We start from the raw sequence: 14691 nt of genomic DNA on the forward strand, positions 1-14691 counted from the left end.
CTGGTCCTGTCAGCGAGCGAGTTCGGCTTGGCGAAGACTGCGGAACACCTCCGCGGTCGTCCATCCGCGCAGCGTCGCGTGAATCGACGAGCGGAATGCGACCTCGGCCGTGGTGGCGTCGAGGGCTCCGGCCAGTTCGAGGGTCACGAGCCCGTGCAGGGTCGCCCAGATCGACAGGGCGATCGCCGTCGCGTCGCCGGCGAGGAGTGATGCCGTCAAGGCGCGATCGATTGCCGCGAGGAGCGGACGGATCGGGTCATTGGCACCGACCTCTCCTGACGGGTCGAAGGGCTGCACGCCACCGAAGAGCACCGTGTACAGGTGACTGTGTCCGCACCCCCAACGACGGTAGGCGACGGCCAGCGCGTAGAGGTCGGCGAGAGGATCCGCGGACGTCTGCACCGCCGCCACGTCCTGGAACAGACCGGCGACGGCTTTGTCGCGCACCGCACCGATCAGCCCGTTCTTACCTCCGAACAACGAGTACACCGCCGTCGTCGACGCGTCGGCAGCAGCGGCCACGGCGCGGACCGTGACCGCCTCGCGCGGACGGGTGGCGAGCATCTCGGTCGCGCACTCCACCAGCCGTTCTTTGACGGCTTCGTCGTTCGTTCTGGGCCTACCCACGGTCAGCAGCCTACCTTCTTTGATAACGTCGTTTTGAAACGGTGTTCTGAAACTGTCGGAGGTCCGCTGTGTCCACATCCGCCATACCTCTCGTCCGCTTCACCGGACGCTTACTGCTGGCACTGGCCGCCGTCGCGACGCTGGTCGTCGTCTTCCTCGCGCTGATCGACCTCACAGACGGGGCGGGGTCCGGGCTCGCCGCGTGGTTGACGACCCTCGGGACCGGGACCGTCCTCGCGCTCTGGCGGGGCCGGCACCGCACCTGGCCCACGAGGCTCGTGCCGTTCCTGCCGGTGATCGTCGCGGCGGCCGTGACCGCGACGGTCTGCGTCCCGACCGTGCCGACAGCCCGGCGGTACCCGCCCGCGCTGCCGTTCGTGGCCACCCAGCACTGGACCCTGGCCACCGGCAGCCGGGTCGCGGTGTATCACTACCCGCCCGCGAACCCGAGCCCCCGGCATCCCCTCCCGTTCGTGTACCTCCACGGTGGACCGGTCCGCGGCATCTCGCTGCAAGACCACCGGTTTCTGCGACTCCTGGCAGGCCAGGGCTACGACGTCTACGCCTACGAACAGGCCGGTGGTGGACGAAGCGACCTGCTCTCCATGGACCAGTACACGATCTCCAGATCCGTCCGCGACCTGGCCGCCTTCGTCGACCGCCTGGGCAAGGGCAAGGTCGACGTCCTCGGATTCTCCGGCGGCGGAGTCGTGCTCACCCGAGCCCTGGCCGACCGCGGCGTCGCCGCACGCCTGGACCGGGCGATCATCGCCGAGCCCGGGCCCATGGACGGCCCTACCGCGCACATCAGCGGACCCAAGGGCCGGGCATCCGCACGGGGCCTCGCGCCGGCCCCGACCGGACCGCGATCGACGCACGTCCCCCGGTACGCCGTGGCATTCGGCCTCATACAACTCGGGCTCCTCACCCCGGACACCGCACTGATCGGACAGGCCGAAGGCGACAACGCCTTCACCGCCGCCGACCTCGGCAGCGACACCGCATCCGCCTACTGCGCGCGCGACGCGCACCGCATCCCCGCCGAGGACACCGCGCAGAACTTCTCCTTCAGTCCCGCCGCCAGCCTCCGCATTCAGCAGACGGTCAAGGACTCCCCCTCCATCGCCCCGCGACTGAGACGCTCCCGGACTCCCGCGATGCTGATGATCGCCGAGTGCTCCTCCCAGGTCCGTCAATGGGCGACCGCCACGCTTGCCAACGACCCCGCCATCCAGCGCACGCAGTACATGCCTGGAGTCGGACACCACATGTGGAACGGCCTCGACGACAACAACGACCGGGCTGTCGCCGTCATCACCGCGTTCCTTCAGGACGAGCCGGCCCCCCTGCCGAACTACCCGACCCGCGACGAGATCACTACATTCCTGCGCGACCACAAATGACGACGTTGTCGCCCGGCCTCGGCAAAGGGGGGCGAAACCTCGAAGCCGCCTGGGCCCTGCGCGAACTGGCCGCTTCCTTCAGGGTCATCAGATCGTTGGTTGATGTGAGCCGTTGACTGACGCGGAGGTGAACGACGCGATCGCGCTCAAGTACCGCACCGGCGCCCCGTGGATGGACCTGCCCGAGTGGTTCGGGTCGTGGAAGGGCGCCCACAACCGGCTGCGGAAGTGGGCCGCCGTCGGCACCTGGGCTGCGGCTGCGGCCGGTGCGGGCACGGACGTCTTCGAGTGACAGCACGTCGCCGGGGATGATCAGATTGTGGGCGTATCGCCAGCCGTGGATCGAGGCGTCGTCGTCCACCTCTTGGATGCGCAGGGCGGTCACCGGCACAGCCAACAGCTGCCGTCGTCGTCCGTCAAACGCAACTGCCTTGCCAATTCGCGCAGTTCACTCTGAGACGAGAGCGTCCGAGTCCCTCGTCGGGGCAGCGCTGCCGGGCGTTGAGCAGTGTGTGGGGCCGTCGGCTGAGGAGTGCTAGCGTCGCCCCATGCCTGAACTGATCGCACCCGCGGGCCGACTCCGATCTTCGTGGCTCGCCGCGTGCGCAGAGTGGCCTGCCGGAGCCCATCAGGACGGGACGGGCCTGCGCCTGGCTCCCGAGGGTGATCTGGGCGACCCCGAGATCTTCGGCGTGTGGGTCGAGCGGCTGCGCCGGCAGTCGGACCGGTCGGTAGCCGTCGGGGAGGGCCGCGTCCACGCCACCCACTGGTGGATCGTGGAGGCCGACAACTATCTCGGGGCCATCGATGTGCGGCACTATCTGAACGCCCTGCTGCTCGATGTCGGCGGGCACATCGGCTACAGCGTCCGCCCCTCAGCCCGCAGGCGGGGGCTGGCGACCTGGGCCCTCGGGGCGGTGCTTCCCCGGGCCCGTGCGCTCGGCCTGGACCGGGTTCTTGTCACCTGCGACGACGACAACAACGCGTCGGCACGCAGCATCGAGCGCAACGGCGGCGTCTTGGAGGACGTCCGCGAGACGGGTTCCGGCCTCAAGAGGCGGTACTGGATCGACCTGCAGGACCTGCGTGTGGCGCCGTCACGGTGACCACAGCCTTCCCGGTTGCCCTCGTCTCACGTCGATCACTTCGTCGGCGAGGAACGGAAACACGATGTCGTTCCGCGCGCAGCAGATGATCGTGTCGATGCCCTCCATGCTGCCGCCATTGAAGGCCACCTGGGTGGCATCGATCCGGCTCGGCATGGGTTTCACCGTGACTTCGCCGTGGCCGGACCGGGAGAGGAGGTCGTCGGAAACCGTGGGGTGGGCGGCGACCCGGTCCTCGGGTTCGGGCAGGTCATGCTCCGCCAGTCGCCCGCGGCTGAGCCGCAACAGCAGGTGCAGGCCACGGTCCTGCACGGCAAGCGGCGCTCTGGCCGGCCAGGAGTGGGTGAGGTGGTCGGTGGGCCCGTCGAACACGCACCTCGGCCTGTTGTGCGCGCCCCGACGCATGGCCAGGAGTCGCATGGCCCTCGGTCCGCGTCAGCGCTGACAACTCAAGGCAGAACTGAGAGGTGATCCGCGCAGCCGGCTCGGACTACGAGCCGCCAACTGCACGAAACCCACAGGCGGACCGCCCGAGAGGAACGGCATCCTTTCGGTGCCCTTGCACGAACCGCACTTGTTTCCGAACACTCCTGAGTGGGCTGCCGGGCGTGAGCCGGCCTCGTCTTGCCAACAGGGCTCTCAGACCCGGGCATTCTCAAAGGCTCAACTCGCGCCACAAAGGTCAGAGCAACCGGCCTTCGCCTCCCATCAGGCGCACACCTCCCCCGCAATCCGCGAAACACCTGCGCAAGCGCGGCATCCGAGCCGTGATCCCCCCCGGCAGACCGGCGCAGCCCCTGCCTCCGCCGGGGCGACCGAGGTGGCAGGGGCTGCCGGCCTTCGACCGAAACCTACAAGCGGCGCAACACCGTCGAGCGGTGGATCGACCGGGCCAGCCCGCGAGGAACGCACGCGACGGCCGCGACCTGCCCCGGGCAAAGACCGGGCACGCCCCCCCCCCACGTTCAGCCGGCCCATCTCCACGCCGGAGGCTGAACCGGCCTCCCGGACCCCTAGCCGGAATGTGCAGAACTTTCGCAGGGCATGTGGTTGAATCGTGCACAACTTAGCCAAGTGGCTTGATCTGACTGTTCGGCTTCCCCTGCCCGCTTGCCGCTGCCCCGTTGTGCGCCCTGGCCCAGCGCCTCTCGGGGCGCGTGCGCGTGCACTGAACCGCTCCGGTCGAGCCGTCGGCCGTCCCCTATCCGGAGGTCCAGGACGATGACCGCAACCGTCTCCAATTTCTACTACGGGGCCGTGACCCCGATCGCGGCTTATCTCATGGCCTGCCTCGGGGCGGCACTCGGACTGCGCTGCACCACGCGCTCTTTGCGACGGCCGCACCACAGAGCCAGATGGCTCGCGCTGGGCGCCGTGTCCATAGGCTGCGGCATCTGGACCATGCACTTCATCGCCATGATCGGCTTCAGTGTCCAAGGCGCTCTGGTCAGCTACGACGCGACCAAGACGGTGCTGAGCCTCGTCGTCGCGATCGTCGTCGTCGCCGTCGGCGTGTTCCTGGTCGGCTACCGAGGCGGCTCGGCCGCGAACCTGGCCGTCGCGGGCACGATCACCGGGCTCGGCGTCGCGGCCATGCATTATCTGGGGATGGCCGCCATCCACACCAACGGCGGCCTGGACTACGACACGTTCACCGTGGCGCTGTCCGTCGCGATCGCCGTCGCGGCAGCCACCGCCGCGCTGTGGGCGGCAGTCTCCATCCGCGGTCTGTGGTCCAGCCTCGGCGCGAGCGTGGTGATGGGCTTCGCCGTGACCGGAATGCACTACACCGGCATGGCCGCGGTCTCCGTCCACCTCTCCGGAGGCTCCGAGGTGTCGCAGTCGTCGACCAGCCTGCTGTCGTTCCTGCTGGTGATGATCGCCGGCCCACTCGTGGTGCTACTGGTCGCCGCCGTCATCGTCATGTTCGACCCCGACATGATGCTCGGCGACGACGAGCAGCATGCCCCCGCCCTTCACACCTCCGGCGGCGACTTCGCGGCGCACTACCCGGCGCAGTCGTCGCAGCCCCCGCACTCCTGGTGATCTCTTTCATCTCCCTCGCCGCGTCGAAGGCCCCGCATGCCCGCTCGTCGGCTCCGGACGTCTGATCCAACGCATGAGTGGGGCACCGCCGTCGGGGCCGTGTGGACGATGCACCTGCCACGTACGAAGCCCCGGTCGCTCACTCCCCTGTGGCTCACTTCAGCACCAACAGCACCGCCAGGGCGACGAGGAGAGAGTCGAGCCGGTCGAGGATGCCGCCGGAGCCGGGCAGCCACCGGCCGGCATCCTTGGCGCCGGCTGTGAGTGGAGGGCGACGGCATGCTCAGGCAGCGGTGACCACGTTCGCGTCAGCGGCCCGCAGCAAGGTGCGGGCGGCGTCCTTGGCGTGACGGGCCGGCTCCGGAGACCCGGAGATGGCCGCCGTGGTCATCGCGCCCTCGGCGAGGAGAACGAGCTGATCGGTCAGCCACGCGGGCGCGTCCGCGGCGGCCACGAGATCGGCGAGATAGCGCCGGAAGGCGTCCTTGTGGACCTTCGCGATGTCGGCCACGGCCTGGGACGTCGCTCCCAGTTCCCCAAAGGAGTTGATGAAGCCGCAGCCGCGGTAGTCCGGCTCGCTGAACCAGCGGTACAGCCAGTCGAAGAGCGCCAGAATCCGCTGCGTAGGCGAGTCGTGGGCATCCACGTACCGAGCCAGATCATGGAGCCACCGCGCGTCCCGCCGCCTCAGGTATGCCTCGACCAGGGCGTCCTTGGAAGAAAAGATCTGGTACAGGCGCTTGAGGGGCACGCCGGAGGCGGTGCGGATCGCATCCATTCCCACCGACTGGATGCCTCGGCCGTAGAACAGTTCCTCGGCAGCGTCGAGGATCCGCTGCTCGGTCGTTTCGAGCTCCACTTCGATCACCCATCTCGAAAACGAACGTTCTCCAACGATACAGCGCGCCACGTCGCAAGCTACATTCCCGAGCGCGGGCCGGACCAGCGCCGTAACCCACCCTGCCCGGAGCGAGGCCGTGCAAGCCTGCCTTCTGCGCTCTCGATCTCGAGCAAGCACAAGCTTGCCCGGGATGCCCCGGCCGGTGCAGGGGCACGCGAACACAGGCCCGGTCCCGTCGTGCGGCTCACGATCATGCCGGCCCCTCGGCCCTGGGCCGTGTTCCCTCGCAGGCTCGCCGGCGATCAGCGGGACGGAGTCCTGATCCTCCAGGGCGACGTCCCGTCCGGCCGGCAGGTACGCAGCGAGGTGGCGAGCGATGCGTGCCCAGCGCTCCTCGGCGGGAGCGATCACGCCGTGCCGGTGCGTGCCCGTGCGAGCGTGGGCCAGCGCCGGAGCCACAGGGGCTGTCCGGGGCTGCTCGCCGGACAAGGACGCCTTCCTTGGCAGGGTTTGCGGTCCGGTGTGCAAGAGGGTGCAGGGAACGCCCTCCGAGCTTCCGAGCCCGCATCAAGAGGCTCATGCCCCGCAGCTTCTTTGCCCTCGACCCTGGATGGGGTCGACGTCAAGGCCGAGGCGGCCGCCCTGCGGCACTCGCGGCCACCGAACCGGCAATCCGTCCGACCGACAGTGGCAGTGTCGTGAGCCTCCAGTTGAGAACGATCGTTCCAGCGATTTTGACCAGCATCCGCAACGACCGTTCTCGTCGAGAGAAGGATGCGTCGGGCTGCCGGAATCTGAAGCAACGCCCCACGCTCCCCACAGGCGAGGGGTCTTCACAGGCCAGGGGTCTTTACTGCCTGCGCGGGGATCCTGAGCCAAAGCCTTCCATGCGCCTGGCGGACCCTGCCGCAGGCATGGTTTCACGCACGAACGGCCGCGCCAAGGATCCGACGTCGGGCCGGGATCCATGGCGCGAGGGCAGTCGGTCAGAGCCCGAGGTCGCTCAGGCCGGGGTGGTCGTCGGGGCGGCGCCCGAGGGGCCAGTGGAACTTGCGCTCCGACTCCTTGATGGGGAGGTCGTTGATGCAGGCATAGCGCAGTCTCATCAGGCCGTTGTCATCGAACTCCCAGTTTTCGTTTCCGTAGGAGCGGACCCAGTTGCGTGAGTCGTCGCGGCATTCGTAGGCGAACCGCACGGCGATGCGGTTGCCGTCGAAGGCCCACAGCTCCTTGATGAGCCGATACTCCAGCTCCCTGTTCCACTTGCGGGTGAGGAAGGAGACGATCTCTTCACGACCGGTGGCGAACTCGGCGCGGTTCCTCCAGCGCGAGTCCACGGTGTAGGCGAAGGCGACCTTCTGCGGGTCGCGGGTGTTCCAGCCGTCTTCCGCCAGGCGGACCTTCCGGATGGCCGTCTCCCGGGTGAACGGCGGGAACGGAGGACGGGCTTCGTCAGTCATGTCGCTTCCTCGGGGTCTGTGCGGTATCGCCGCCGGCGGGGGTGTGGGTTTCGCCGGAATGGGTGCGCCATCGCGAGAACGGACGTTCTCTCGGCCAAGTGCAACCCTAGGAGAACGCTCGTTCTCGCGCAAGGCCGACCTGACCACGGCCCGGCAGCACCCCCTGTCCGGCCGTCGTGCCGAGACGCCTCGGCCGGAGGAGCGGGAGTCCTCGCGTTGCTCCGGTCTGGCAGCCTGGCATCGGCTGCGGGACTGGACCGCCGCCACCGTCGCCGCGCCCGCACTCCGCGTCGCTCACCGGCCCGCGCCGCCGGGAATCCAGGTGAGATCGCGCGTTTTCAAGGGTCAGGTCAGCCCGACTGCGGCCGGCGAGCTCCTGGTCGACGATGCTGGACAGCTGACCATGACCCAGCACCGGTGCGCTCTCGTGGTGGTGCGGAGGTGGACCGGCACGTTCGCGCGGGCGGCGGTCTGGTGCGGGACGAACTCCGCAAGACGGATCCCCGCCTGTTTCGTGCAGGTCGGGGGGCGTCCCCTACTGTGGCCTCGCCGACCCCTGTCCGGTGTCGGCGGAAGCAGAGGGGCTGCAATGAGCGAACGGACCAAACCCGAGGTCGGCGTCCCCCAAGGCGAGGCTCCTGCCGCGCTGGCCGTCCGGGACCTGATCGTGGGTGACGGTGTCGAGGTCAAACCCGGCATGGTGGTGAAGGTCCACTACGTCGGGGTGACCTTCGAGTCCGGAAAGGAGTTCGACGCCTCCTGGGATCGAGGTGAGCCGTTCAAGTTCGCTCTGGGCGGCGGCAAGGTCATCAAGGGCTGGGACCGGGGAGTGAAAGGAATGAGGGTCGGCGGCCGGCGCGAGATCATCGTTCCCCCGCGTCTCGGATACGGCGATCAATCGCCCTCGCGGTCGATCCCGCCGCGCTCGACCCTGATCTTCGTGGTGGACCTTCTGGACGCCTACTCCCACGCAACCGGCTGGAGCAACCCCTTGTAAAGCGGCGCGAAGGCCTCCCGGGGCCGAGGCAACCCCGTGCACGGGCGAGGACCGAGGCGAGCTCCGCCTGTGCCGCCCGCCCGATGCTCGATCCGGTGGCCGCACGTGTCGGCGCCGAGGCTGGAGGGGGCTTGTTCGTCAGCGCACTCAACGCACGAAGTCCGTTACCGTGCCGTGGTTGTCGGGAGCGGTCAGGCCCCAGAGGATCAGCACCACGATGATGACCAGCAGGATCAGCCCCGGCACGTTCTCGGCCCCCCAACCGACAGGCTGCCGAACCGGTGGGGCGGGGGTGGCGTCGTCGTGGGCAGCGTCGGAGTCGGCGCGCTGCCAGGGCGCGACATCGGCCTCACCCCGGGCGATCCGCGCGGCCACGTGGCGTACGTCGGCCGCGTGAAAGGTCGGCTCGCCGCTCCGGTCCGGGGAGGGCGCAACCGAGGTACGTACGCTGTTGGCCCGCGCGACGGCCGTTATGCTGATCGGCCTGATCTGCGGCCAGATCTCACGGACTTCGGCCTTCGTCAGCCAGCCTTCCCCGTCCTGACGTTCCCGCTCGTCCGCTGCCCCCATGCGAAGCCCCCCTTCGCTCGCCGATCACCCTCGGCTTGATACCCAGACCGCCGAATGATCACCCGGCCGGGCAGTCACACTCCGATTCACGCCCACCGCGATCGGCCGGCAACGGCTTCTGAGTGGGCCTCTGGTCGAGGAGAGACGACCTTCAGGACTCGGCTCGCCCGACGTCCGCAGGGAGCACGACGAGCGGGGAACTGCGACACACGCACCGAGCAGGTGGACGTCCACCTGCTCCTGCGCCGGGAATCCGCCGACGGGCCGCACCCTGCTGTCGCGGCGCGCCGGGCGGAAGGAGACCGGGGTCTTCATCGACCCGGCCGACGCCGTCAAGCCCAGACACCGTCGACGGTCCCTTCGTACGCTGCTGCCCGAGTCGATCACACGGGGGTGTGCGGGATGTGGCACGGTGACCCCGCCCCAGACCTGACCGGCCCGGGGCCCGGGCCGGTCAGGTCTGGGGCGGGGTCACCGGCGGCACCGGCGGTACCGCGCCGCGAGCCCGCAGGTCGGCGGCGCCGCCCGCGCCGAGCACCCCGGTGGTCCGCTCCAACTCCTCGGACGGCAGCGCCGACAACGACCGCCGTGCCACCGCCGACACCACCAGCGGCAGCACGGGACGCAGCGGCTGCACCAGACGCAGCCACGGTGGCGCGTAGACGCTGACCGCACGCCGCTCCACCCCGCGCACCAGCCATCCGGCGACCTGCTCGGGACTGTGCACGCGGCGGGCGGGCGCGGGCTGATGGGAACGCAGCGCCCGCAGTACCGGATGTTCGTCGAGGGCCGCGATCATGTCGGTGCCGGTCCAGTGCAGATACGCGATGCCCACCCCCACACCCGCCGGACGCACCTCGGTGCGCAGGGCCTGGGCGAAGGACTCCACACCCGCCTTCGACGCGCAGTAGGCGCTCATCAGCGGCGCCGAACCGAACGCGGCGGTGGACGCCACCTGAAGGAAGTACCCACCGGTGCGGACGAGTTGGGGCAGGAAGACGCGGGCGGTGTTCGCGCTCCCGATCAGATTGACCTCGACCACCCGGTCGAACAGCGATGCCTCACACGCAGCGAACGGGCCCGCGGCGGCGATCCCCGCGTTGGCGATCACCACCGAGGCGGGCCCCAGCCGCGCGCCGACGCTGCGGGCCGCGCCCTGGAGCGCCGCCTCATCGGTGACGTCGACCTCGAAGCAGTGCGCCTCGGTCGCCAGACCGGCCGCGACCTGGCGGAGGGAGTCGAGTTCGCGGCCCAGCAGCGCCACCCGCATGCCCCGCCGGGCCAGCAGGCGCGCCACCGCCGCTCCCACGCCCCGCGCCGCACCGGTGACCACCGCGACCCGCGCGTACGGTCCACCCTCTGCCATGACCGCCTCCACGCCCGCCCTTACGACCCGCGCCGCACCACGCACCCGGCCAGTCCAGCACGCCCTCACCCGGCCCGCCCGCCACCACGAGCCACAAGGGTGACGGCACCCGCGGACCGGGTCGAAGCAGACAGTCGTGACGATCGCCGCTCCGATGGCATCGGCGAGGTGGTGGACTGCGCCGAGGGAGCAGCCGGCGCTGCCGTCCTCGTCCCTGCGGGCATCGCCGATGGTGACGTCGTAGACGCCGGCGAGGCATGCGCCCATGCCGAGGCCCCCCTACGAACACCGACGGGGCGAGTTCCCATGCGGGTCACGGTGGTGTCCAGTGCGATGCCGGTGGCGAGCATGCCTGCGAACTGCCGCCATCGTGACGACCGGACCCGCACTGACGAGCCGACGCCCGAGTCTCCGGCTCAGGGGCCGTGCGGCGAACGACGACACGGTGATGCCCGACATCATCGGTGGCATCGCGGGCGCGGCGCCGGCGGATGTGAAGCCGAGTCCGAGCCGGAAGTGGAGCGACACGACGTAGGCGAGTCCGTGGACGGCGGCCGGGTCCAGAACCGGACGAGTAACGGGTTCTGCCGTCCTGGCGGCAGTGCCTTCTGCCAGAGTCGGGCAACGTGACCAGTCAGCCGCAGCAGCAGTTACCCCCCGACGATTCCCCAGCCGCCTGCCCCGCTCCCCTCGGCGAGCCGCCGGCTCTGTTGTCGGTGGGGGTGGAGGAGGAGTTCCTCCTCGTCGACCCCGTCAGCAGATCCGTGCGACCCGAGGGTCCACAGGTGGCTGCCGCGGCCGCCGGTGAACTCGGTCAGCGCGTCGGCACCGAACTGACCCGCTACCAGCTCGAGGGCCGCACCGACCCGCACACCCATCTGGGCGAGGCGCTCACAGAACTGCGTTCCGTGCGGGCGGCGTTGGCGCGCGCGGCCGCCAGGCGGGGGCTGCGCATCGTCTCCAGCGGGTCACCGATCACCGGCCTGGTCGCACCCGTTCCCCTCACGCCGGGCCCCCGGTACGCGGAGAGCCTGTCCCTCTTCCGCGCGCTGGACGACGAGCAGAGCGCGTGCGCGTGCCACGTGCACGTCGGCGTGGCCGACCCGCGCGAAGCGATCGAGGTGAGCAACCACCTGCGGCCCTGGCTGCCGACGCTGACCGCGCTGGCGGCGAACTCCCCGTACTGGGACGGCCGTGACACCGGCTACGCCAGCTGGCGCACCACCACCTGGGGGCGATGGCCGGTGGCCGGCCCTCCGCCCTACTTCGAATCCCCCGCCCACTTCCAGGAACTCGTCGACGAACTCATCCTCACCCGGACGGTCCTGGACCAGGGCGGCCTGTACTGGGACGTCCGCCCCTCACACCACCTGCCCACCGTCGAGGTACGCGTCGCCGACGCAGCACTCACCCCCGAGGACACCACGCTGCTCGCCGCCGTCATCCGCGCCCTGGTCGCCACCGCGCTGAAGGCCATCCGCGCCGGCGAACGGGCACCCCGACCCGCCCCCGCGATCCTTCGCGCGGCCTCCTGGCGGGCGGCACGCGACGGACTTGCCGGCCACTCCCTCGACCCGCTCACCCACCGCCTGATCCCCGCGGCCGCGCAGGTCGAACGCATGCTGCGCGCCCTGTCCCCCGCTCTGCGCCACAGCGGGGACCTCGACCTCGTACGCACCCAGTGGGAACGCCTTCGTGTCCAGGGAAGCGGAGCCGACCGGCAGCGTGCCGCCTACCGCCACCGCTCCAGCCTCCACGACGTCGTCGACCACGTCATCGCCGCCACCTGCCCCTCACAAGCTCCCCCGGTCGGCAAGCCCGGCGCGCCTGACGGACAGGCCCGACGACGGTGAACCCGACCGCTCGCGCAGCGCAAGGCGCGCTCGTGAGCGGGCCGTGAGCACCAGCGCCCCCGGCCAGCGTCATGAGAAGCGGTTGCCCCGGCCGCGGCCGGGGCAACCGGCCCTGCCACGGGCAGCCGAACCGACGTGGACCGGCGTCAGTGCCCGGCTCCCCGCACACACCGGCCGTGAGGTCCTGCTGGGCTCGAGGCAGGGCATCGGCAGGACCGGCTCGTTGCTCGGCGCCGGTGCCGGTGCCGACCAAATCGCGCGGGGCGTCTCCGCCCACACCGAAACGATGCGGGTCGGGTACGCCCACGGACCGCAGCACAGTGCGCAGCATGTCGCCGGTGATGCTGAGGGCCGGCAGCCGCACGTGCCCTGACGGCCGCGGTGTCGAGCCCCTCAGCGTCGACTCCAGCAGGTCCGCACAGTGCAGTTCGGTGGTTGCCTGAGCACGGGGCGCCTCTTGCCGCGCGAGAGGCCACTGCCCGCCGTTGCGGCGTCCGTCCTCCCGGGAGACGTCGCCGACGGAGTGCGCCGCAGCTGCCCGGGAGGTGACGGCCGCCGCTGGGGCTCACTGCGTGAAGAAGGTGGCGTCGCCCCGGTCCGTCGCCGTGCTGAGGGCCTGGATGTAGAGCAGGTAGTCGTAGTGGCGGATGTAGCGGCCCGGGATGTTGTACGCCTCGTACGAGACCCCTGCGGAGTCCGCGAGGCCGGCCCGGGCGGTGAAGGAGGCGTCGGACCCGAACTGAGCCGTCCCGTCGTTCTTCTCCACCCACACCTCGTAGTTCTTGTGGCGCAGGAAGTATCCCGGGAAGTTGGCCGACTCCAGGGAGACGGTGCCCGTGCCTGCCAGACCCGTGACGACCCGGAACTGCGAGTCCGCCAGCGGCGACACGTTCGCCTCGATCTTGGCTCGGTAGTCCCAGTGCCGGACGAACCGGTCGGGGAAGTTGTAGGACGAGAGCCGGATCGGGGTGACACCGTCGGCGACCGGGATGCCGAAGTCGGGCGTGCCGTCGGCCTTCCAGTAGATCTTCTGGACGCGGGTGCGGCGGTTGGGGTCGTTGAGCGGGGAACCGCTGATGTCCTTGTAGCTGCGGTCGTGGTAGACGAGGATGTCCGACCTGCCGTCCTCGGAGACCGTGAACTGGTTGTGCCCGGGGCCGTACTGGCTGGTGGCGGCATTGCTGGCGAAGACCGGGCCGCTGCTCTTGGCCCACGACGCGGCGTTGAGCAGGTCGGCCGATGCGGTCGCGGTCAGCATGCCCATGCAGTAGTTGGCGTCGGTGGCGCTGGCGGAGAAGGTCAGGAAGAGCTTGCCGTTCCGCTGGATCACGGCGGGGCCCTCGTTGACCGTCTCGCCTCCGGCGGTCTCCCACGCGGCGGTCGGTCTGCTGATCATGACCGGGGTGCCGGTGATGGTCCAGGGGCTGGACATCTGCGCGATGTAGATGTTGGTGCCGCGGCCCACGGCCGGGTCGTTCTGCGCCCAGGCGAGGTAGCGGGCGCCGTTCACGGCGAAGGTCGTCGCGTCCAGCGAGAAGGTGTCCAGTGGCAGGGCGATACGCCCCTTCTCCGTCCAGCTTCCCGTGACCGGGTTCGCGGCGGTGCATTCCAGGACGTAGGGCCGGATGTGCCAAATGTCGTTGGCATCACCGGCGGCGAAGTAGACGTACCACGCGCCGTCGATGAAGTGGATCTCCGGGGCCCAGATGTGCGCGCCCATCGCACCGTCGGCGTGCTTGGTCCAGATGGTCGTCTCGGTGGCCGAGGACAGCCCCTGGATCGTGGTGGCACGGCGGAGCACGATGCGGTCGTACTCCGGCACCGTGGCGGTGAAGTAGTAGAAGCCGTCGGTGTGCTTGAAGATGTGCGGGTCGGCCCGCTGCTCGGCGATGGGGTTCGTGTACGTCACGCCTGGTGACGCCGGAGCGGCGGCGTGGGCGGTACCGGCCGAGACACCGGTGATGGTGGCGGCGGCCGAGCCGGCGATCAGGCCGAGGACCGACCGGCGGGTGAGCGCAGATCTCACGGATTGCTCCCTCTGGTGCGGCGGCGCAGAGAATCCGTCCGACTCAACTTCCGGTATTTCGAACGCCGTTCGTGAATTCGACCAGAACTTAAGTCCTGCGCCCGCCTCCGTCAACGCTTTGGCCCGAGAAGGATCCGACGAGTTGATCGACGCCTGCCGCGAAAGACCCATGGGCTGTCAGATGTATTGACGCACCCCGATTCCCCCACTTAATGTCTGCCCGATTCTACGAACATCGTTCGATATCTCGCACCATGACCAGCCGGCTCCCGGGCCCGGGCCCGCCGTCACCACGGCGATGCACACCGCACCCCGGGAGACGCACCGTTGCGCGAATCCGCCCCCCTTCCGGATCACGCGGCAACCGTCCTGCCCCACTCCCCCACCGAGACGCAC

13 protein-coding genes and 1 pseudogene are annotated in these 14691 nt (G+C 69.8%); 6 read left to right on the plus strand and 8 right to left on the minus strand.

The window, feature by feature from the left end; translation table 11 throughout:
• Window positions 1-9 precede the first annotated feature (9 nt).
• Entirely contained in the window at window positions 10-627 is a 618-nt protein-coding gene (locus KMS84_RS00350) for a TetR/AcrR family transcriptional regulator (protein ID WP_256913959.1), read from the minus strand.
• Window positions 628-695: 68 nt separating this feature from the next.
• Between KMS84_RS00350 and KMS84_RS00355 the strand changes: the two genes are divergently transcribed.
• The 3 genes from KMS84_RS00355 (at window position 696) to KMS84_RS00365 (ending at window position 3136) form a co-directional block, all read left to right on the plus strand.
• Window positions 696-2030 carry an alpha/beta hydrolase gene (locus KMS84_RS00355; RefSeq protein ID WP_256913947.1) on the plus strand — a complete coding sequence of 445 codons (1335 nt, stop codon included), beginning with the start codon at window positions 696-698 and terminating at the stop codon, window positions 2028-2030.
• Window positions 2031-2142: 112 nt separating this feature from the next.
• Window positions 2143-2322 carry a transposase gene (locus KMS84_RS43425; RefSeq protein ID WP_438818885.1) on the plus strand — a complete coding sequence of 60 codons (180 nt, stop codon included), beginning with the start codon at window positions 2143-2145 and terminating at the stop codon, window positions 2320-2322.
• Between the two features lie 256 nt (window positions 2323-2578).
• Window positions 2579-3136, plus strand: coding sequence for a GNAT family N-acetyltransferase (locus KMS84_RS00365; protein ID WP_256913948.1), 558 nt, complete (start codon window positions 2579-2581; stop codon window positions 3134-3136).
• Here the strand turns inward: KMS84_RS00365 and KMS84_RS00370 are convergent.
• Entirely contained in the window at window positions 3128-3508 is a 381-nt protein-coding gene (locus KMS84_RS00370) for a hypothetical protein (protein ID WP_256913949.1), read from the minus strand. The genes KMS84_RS00365 and KMS84_RS00370 overlap by 9 nt on opposite strands.
• 849 nt (window positions 3509-4357) lie before the next feature.
• Between KMS84_RS00370 and KMS84_RS00375 the strand changes: the two genes are divergently transcribed.
• Window positions 4358-5182, plus strand: coding sequence for an MHYT domain-containing protein (locus KMS84_RS00375; protein ID WP_256913950.1), 825 nt, complete (start codon window positions 4358-4360; stop codon window positions 5180-5182).
• Window positions 5183-5336: 154 nt separating this feature from the next.
• On the opposite strand, the pseudogene KMS84_RS00380 reads toward KMS84_RS00375, so the two are convergent.
• From KMS84_RS00380 to KMS84_RS00390, 3 genes and pseudogenes are all read right to left on the minus strand, one after another.
• Window positions 5337-5441: pseudogene (locus KMS84_RS00380) on the minus strand (phosphatidate cytidylyltransferase); the annotation flags it as partial.
• A 24-nt stretch (window positions 5442-5465) separates the two neighbouring features.
• Window positions 5466-6041 (minus strand): TetR/AcrR family transcriptional regulator, encoded by a 576-nt coding sequence (locus KMS84_RS00385; protein WP_256913960.1) that lies wholly within the window; start codon window positions 6039-6041, stop codon window positions 5466-5468.
• A 968-nt stretch (window positions 6042-7009) separates the two neighbouring features.
• Window positions 7010-7483 carry a nuclear transport factor 2 family protein gene (locus tag KMS84_RS00390; protein ID WP_256913951.1) on the minus strand — a complete coding sequence of 158 codons (474 nt, stop codon included), beginning with the start codon at window positions 7481-7483 and terminating at the stop codon, window positions 7010-7012.
• 589 nt (window positions 7484-8072) lie between these two features.
• Here KMS84_RS00390 and KMS84_RS00395 point away from each other — a divergent pair.
• Entirely contained in the window at window positions 8073-8480 is a 408-nt protein-coding gene (locus tag KMS84_RS00395; protein WP_256913952.1) for an FKBP-type peptidyl-prolyl cis-trans isomerase, read from the plus strand.
• A gap of 147 nt (window positions 8481-8627) precedes the next feature.
• Here the strand turns inward: KMS84_RS00395 and KMS84_RS00400 are convergent, their stop codons facing one another.
• Window positions 8628-9050 carry a hypothetical protein gene (locus tag KMS84_RS00400; protein WP_256913953.1) on the minus strand — a complete coding sequence of 141 codons (423 nt, stop codon included), beginning with the start codon at window positions 9048-9050 and terminating at the stop codon, window positions 8628-8630.
• A gap of 454 nt (window positions 9051-9504) precedes the next feature.
• Window positions 9505-10416 carry a short-chain dehydrogenase/reductase gene (locus KMS84_RS00405; RefSeq protein ID WP_256913954.1) on the minus strand — a complete coding sequence of 304 codons (912 nt, stop codon included), beginning with the start codon at window positions 10414-10416 and terminating at the stop codon, window positions 9505-9507.
• A gap of 626 nt (window positions 10417-11042) precedes the next feature.
• Between KMS84_RS00405 and KMS84_RS00410 the strand changes: the two genes are divergently transcribed.
• Entirely contained in the window at window positions 11043-12269 is a 1227-nt protein-coding gene (locus KMS84_RS00410) for a carboxylate-amine ligase (RefSeq protein WP_256913955.1), read from the plus strand.
• Between the two features lie 565 nt (window positions 12270-12834).
• Here KMS84_RS00410 and KMS84_RS00415 read toward each other — a convergent pair.
• Window positions 12835-14259: a family 43 glycosylhydrolase gene (locus tag KMS84_RS00415; protein WP_256913961.1), complete on the minus strand. Its 1425-nt coding sequence runs from the start codon at window positions 14257-14259 to the stop codon at window positions 12835-12837.
• Window positions 14260-14691: the final 432 nt, after the last annotated feature.

This window comes from Streptomyces hilarionis, from assembly GCF_024539675.1.
Taxonomy (GTDB): Bacteria; Actinomycetota; Actinomycetes; order Streptomycetales; family Streptomycetaceae; genus Streptomyces; species Streptomyces hilarionis.

Coding starts and splice junctions, on each gene's coding strand:
- KMS84_RS00365 (WP_256913948.1), top strand. CDS start 2,579: ATGCCTGAACTGATCGCACCCGCGGGCCGACTCCGATCTTCGTGGCTC.
- KMS84_RS00375 (WP_256913950.1), top strand. CDS start 4,358: ATGACCGCAACCGTCTCCAATTTCTACTACGGGGCCGTGACCCCGATC.
- KMS84_RS00390 (WP_256913951.1), bottom strand. CDS start 7,483: ATGACTGACGAAGCCCGTCCTCCGTTCCCGCCGTTCACCCGGGAGACG.
- KMS84_RS00395 (WP_256913952.1), top strand. CDS start 8,073: ATGAGCGAACGGACCAAACCCGAGGTCGGCGTCCCCCAAGGCGAGGCT.
- KMS84_RS00400 (WP_256913953.1), bottom strand. CDS start 9,050: ATGGGGGCAGCGGACGAGCGGGAACGTCAGGACGGGGAAGGCTGGCTG.
- KMS84_RS00405 (WP_256913954.1), bottom strand. CDS start 10,416: ATGGCAGAGGGTGGACCGTACGCGCGGGTCGCGGTGGTCACCGGTGCG.